The organism is Acinetobacter seohaensis (assembly GCF_056431365.1).
Genome location: NZ_JBWKMK010000003.1, coordinates 1 through 4,620 on the forward strand (window position 1 = coordinate 1; position 4,620 = coordinate 4,620).

The window sequence follows — 4,620 nt, forward strand, 5'->3', positions numbered from 1 at the left end:
ACTTCACGTATATTCAAACTCATTCAGGCTGGGTCTATACCGCCTTTATTATTGATGTGTTCTCGCGAGCAATTGTTGGATGGAAAGTATCAACACGTATGAATACAGATATGGTGCTCGATGCACTTGAGCAAGCATTGCACGATCGAGGCATGCCAAAGAACGTGATTCATCATAGTGACAGAGGCGTGCAATATCTTTCCATTCGTTATACCAATCGTTTAGAAGCAGCAAATTTACGAGCATCAGTCGGTACGACCGGTGATTCATACGATAATGCTTTGGCTGAAACGGTGAATGGCTTATACAAAACAGAGGTGATTGAATATTTAAAAGCGGATTGGCAAGGTTTAGCGGATGTACAACTTGCGACACTAAACTGGGTAGATTGGTTCAATAAAGAGCGTGTACACAGTGCACTGGGTTATGTATCACCTTTTGAGTTTGAAGCAATGTACTATGATAAGATTAACCCGTTAGGTCAGGTGGCCTAACTTAAATAAAAAAGTCTCCGACAAACCCAGTACGGTTCAATTAGAACTAAAGAAAAATTCTGATTCTAAATTCATATTTAGCAGTAAGGGTGCTGAATGTGGCCATATTGTTAATCCTTACGATAGCTTAGAGAAAATATGTAAAAAACTAAATATTGAACTTACTCCCCATGGATTGAGGAGATCATATAAAACGTTAGCTATTTGGGCAAAAATCAATGAAGGATCTTTAGCACAGATATCAGGTCATAAGCCAAGTGCGCTAGTTGAAAGACACTATATCGTCAGACCAATGGATATGCTTCGAGAAACGTTGCAAGAATACGAAAACTGGATTCTGAATTGTATTGGGATGGCGTCTACTTAACTTTGTTAGCGGCAGTGTAAAAATGACCCCCTAATGGCATTTAAAAACTGACCCCCTTGGTTAATATAGCGGTCATTTTGGACTGCTCAACATGTTAACTTTGGAGCAAGCAGTGACAATCCAAATACTTCATCAACAAGGTAAATCTATTAAAGCCATTAGTCGTGAACTGGGGGTGTCCAGAAATACCGTACGTAAATATTTACGGCAAAACACCACACCTCAGTATCAGCGTATACAGCCTAGAATAAGTATCCTTGACCCATATAAACCCTATTTACTCCAACGTGTAAACGCAGCTCATCCTGAATGGATTCCTGCTGTTGTGCTCTACCAGGAAATTTTAGGGTTGGGATATCCAGGAAAGATCAGGATCTTGAGGGAATATCTTGCAACATTAAAACCAGTTGCTAAACCGGAACCGATCATTCGTTTTGAAACCCAACCTGGCCAACAAATGCAAGTGGATTTCACCACGATTCGACGCAACAACACGACTTTAAAAGCTTTTGTCGCAACATTAGGGTATTCCAGAGCGACTTTCGTGAAATTTTATGATCATGAACGTACGGATGCATGGATCGATGGTCTAGAAAATGCATTTCAGTTTTTTGCAGGAGTACCTCAAGAAATCCTGTTTGATAACGCTAAAACGATCATGATTGAACGGGATGCCTATCAGGAGGGGCAGCATAAATGGAATCCCAAACTGCTCGACTGCGCCAAGAAATACAGCTTTCGTCCTCGCGTATGTAAGCCCTACCGTGCACAGACCAAAGGCAAAGTTGAACGCTTTAATGGATACCTCAAATCAAGCTTTATTGTGCCATTGAAAGCAAGCCTGAAGACTTCGGGTTTACTGTTAGATGTTGATGTCGCCAATGCCCACATTGGCCGGTGGCTGCATGAAACCGCCAATCAGCGGATTCATGCCACCATGCAAGAAAAACCGGCTGTTCGACTGCAACAGGAGCAGCAAAAATTTACGCCATTACCGCAATCAGATACAGGTTCTAGCACTGTACCTGTTGCAGCAGCACAGCATGTCATGCCCTACGAGAGTTTGCAGCATCCCTTATCGGTATATGACCAGTTGCTGGGAGTTTCCTGATGAATCTGCAATACGACCGTATAGAGCAACTTTGCCAAAAGCTCAATCTGCCTGCCATCGCATCACAATGGTCACATCATGCACAACAAACATTAGGTCAAGATGGAAGTTATGCCGACTTTGTTGAAGCGATCTTGACGCATGAATATGCTGCCAGGCAACAGCGCAGTCAGCAGGTACTGATGAAACTCTCAGGCCTGCCTCAAGTCAAAACCCTGGAAGACTATGATTTTAATTATGCCCTAGGGGCCCCTAAATCACAGGTGATTGAACTGTTCAATCTGAGCTTTATTGCTAGAGCAGAAAATGTGGTGTTTCTCGGGGCTAGCGGAGTAGGAAAAACGCACTTATCTATGGCATTAGGCTATAAGGCCATCATGAACAACATTAAGATCAAGTTCATTACCGCCGCCGATCTCATGCTGCAACTGAGTACAGCCTATCAGCAAGGTAAACTGAAAACCTATATGCAACGTGCGGTACTGGGACCAAAGTTACTGATTATCGATGAAATTGGTTATTTACCGTTTGGACGTGAAGAAGCGAATCTGTTCTTTAACGTGATTGCCAAGCGTTATGAAAAAGGCAGTACGATATTGACGAGTAACTTACCCTTTAGCCAGTGGTCCAAATCCTTTGCAGATGATGTCACGTTGACCGCTGCGATGTTAGATCGGTTATTGCATCACTGTCATGTGGTACAAATATCGGGTGAGAGTTATCGTTTGAAGGATAAAAAAAGAATTGGGATTCAGCCCCAGGTTGAAACTTAATACGAGATCAAAGGGGTCAATTTTACTTTGCCATTTGAAAGGTAAAAGGGGTCAATTTTAGAATGCCGTTGACAACTTTACTATAAATAATTGTTTTATATATTTTTATTTTTTATGTAATTTAAAATTGTACATTGAATGTACAAGGTAATTCCCGTGTGAATGGGAATTGAACTGTGTGATTCATAGACATCATTTCAATATAATTGGTGTCTATGAACAGAGAAATTCAACAAAGACTCGTATGGGTTAAATTATTTGAAGAGACCAATGATGCTGGCCTAGTCTGTCGGAGATGTGGCATTTCTAGACCAACATTACGCAAGTGGTGGAAACGATATTCTGAGCAAGGTATTGATGGATTAAGTAGTCAGAGTAAACGCCCATTAAAATCTCCAAATACTAAAATCAATGCTGAGCTAGAAGCCTTAATATTGGAAATGCGCTCGGCTAGAAATCTGGGTGCTCGACGTTTGCAAACAGAATTGATGAGGCTGCACGGAGTCTCGTTGTCCTTAGCGACTATCCATAAAGTACTATCCACCCATCAAGTCAAACCGATTAAAAAATTCCGTCGTAAAGTAGATTTCATTCGTTATGAACGCCCATTACCAGGCGATAGAATTCAAATGGATACCTGTAAATTGGGTCCTGGGCTATATCAGTACACATCTATCGATGACTGCACACGATATCGCGTTTTAAGGATATATAAACGCCGAACAGCGGCGAATACGCTCGACTTTTTAGACTGCGTAATTGAAGAAATGCCTTTTCCCATACAGCGAATACAGACCGATCGTGGGCGGGAATTTTTTGCTGAAAAAGTACAGAAAAAATTGATGCAGCATGGAATCAAATTTAGGCCAAATAAACGTAAGCATCCTGCTAACACAGCCTTACCAAGCGATCCTATAAGCCTTAATTTAGTTCCCACCTAAAAACAAGTGGGGACTTAATCCATGAACATGGATATATATTCAGCAACACCTCCTGTTGCTAAAAAACGCAGAACATACAGCAAAGAATTCAAACTCAGTATTGTCAATGCCTGCAAAAATCCTAATACCTCGATCGCTTCGGTCGCACTGCAACATAGTATTAATGCCAACCTTGTCAGTCGTTGGATCAGGATCCTCAGCCATCATGATGGTGCCGTGCAGGATCCTACTCATGTGAATCCAGCATTTATTGCTTTGCCTTACACTGCTGCAATCAGCCAACCTATTGATGAGAGGATCACGTTGTGTATCACCGTGCCTCATACGAATAATGATATTCAGCTAAAATGGCAGACATCAGAAATACCTGCCTTGGCAGAATTACTCAAGGCACTGGCAACATGATCCGTATCAATGAAATTTGGCTCTCTACCCAGCCCATGGATATGCGAGCAGGAATGGATACTGTCATGGCTCAGGTGGTGAGAGCCTTTGGCTACATCAAACCGCATTGCGCCTACCTGTTCTGTAATAAACGTGGTCATCGTATGAAAGTGTTGGTACATGATGGACTGGGCATCTGGCTGTGTGCCCGGCGGCTGGAACAGGGAAAATTCCACTGGGCTAAAGTTCACCAGGGTGAAAGCGTGGCCCTCAGCCCGGAACAGTTACAGGCACTGATCCAAGGTTTGCCCTGGCAGAGAATTGGATTGCAGCAAGTGGTGAATATGCTCTAAACCAAGCTCGACCATTCTGCCATCCTCCAAACGTTCTATTTCATTCTCTTCATGACCTCAGGCATACTGCGGTCATGAATACGCTGCCTGACTTAAGCCAACTGACCCATGAACAACTGCTGGAATTCACCAGACAGTTGGCGATGCAGCATCAGTCTCTAGCACAATCAAACCAGCAATTAGATGCCAGAGTTCAA

4 protein-coding genes and 3 pseudogenes are annotated in these 4,620 nt (G+C 42.6%); all 7 read left to right on the forward strand.

What is annotated here, in order from left to right; translation table 11 throughout:
- Positions 1-494 (forward strand): annotated as a pseudogene (locus tag AC07E5_RS00165) (IS3-like element ISAba29 family transposase); the annotation flags it as partial.
- Between the two features lie 40 nt (positions 495-534).
- Positions 535-861 (forward strand): annotated as a pseudogene (locus AC07E5_RS00170) (tyrosine-type recombinase/integrase); the annotation flags it as partial.
- 91 nt (positions 862-952) lie between these two features.
- Positions 953-1,972, forward strand: coding sequence for an IS21-like element ISAba8 family transposase (gene istA, locus AC07E5_RS00175; protein WP_498624454.1), 1,020 nt, complete (start codon positions 953-955; stop codon positions 1,970-1,972).
- On the forward strand, positions 1,972-2,745 hold the full coding sequence (gene istB / locus AC07E5_RS00180; RefSeq protein WP_001053379.1) for an IS21-like element ISAba8 family helper ATPase IstB: 774 nt from the start codon (positions 1,972-1,974) through the stop codon (positions 2,743-2,745). The genes istA and istB overlap by 1 nt, the downstream gene beginning before the upstream one ends.
- A gap of 215 nt (positions 2,746-2,960) precedes the next feature.
- Positions 2,961-3,632, forward strand: a pseudogene (locus AC07E5_RS00185) (DDE-type integrase/transposase/recombinase); the annotation flags it as partial.
- Between the two features lie 75 nt (positions 3,633-3,707).
- On the forward strand, positions 3,708-4,091 hold the full coding sequence (locus AC07E5_RS00190) for a transposase (protein ID WP_279969639.1): 384 nt from the start codon (positions 3,708-3,710) through the stop codon (positions 4,089-4,091).
- Positions 4,088-4,423, forward strand: coding sequence for an IS66 family insertion sequence element accessory protein TnpB (gene tnpB, locus AC07E5_RS00195; protein ID WP_498624455.1), 336 nt, complete (start codon positions 4,088-4,090; stop codon positions 4,421-4,423). Before AC07E5_RS00190 ends, tnpB begins: the two co-directional genes overlap by 4 nt.
- Positions 4,424-4,620: the final 197 nt, after the last annotated feature.

Bases quoted from the DNA above. Each gene is read 5' to 3' on its own strand.
- istA (WP_498624454.1), top strand. From the start codon at position 953: ATGTTAACTTTGGAGCAAGCAGTGACAATCCAAATACTTCATCAACAA.
- istB (WP_001053379.1), top strand. From the start codon at position 1,972: ATGAATCTGCAATACGACCGTATAGAGCAACTTTGCCAAAAGCTCAAT.
- AC07E5_RS00190 (WP_279969639.1), top strand. From the start codon at position 3,708: ATGAACATGGATATATATTCAGCAACACCTCCTGTTGCTAAAAAACGC.
- tnpB (WP_498624455.1), top strand. From the start codon at position 4,088: ATGATCCGTATCAATGAAATTTGGCTCTCTACCCAGCCCATGGATATG.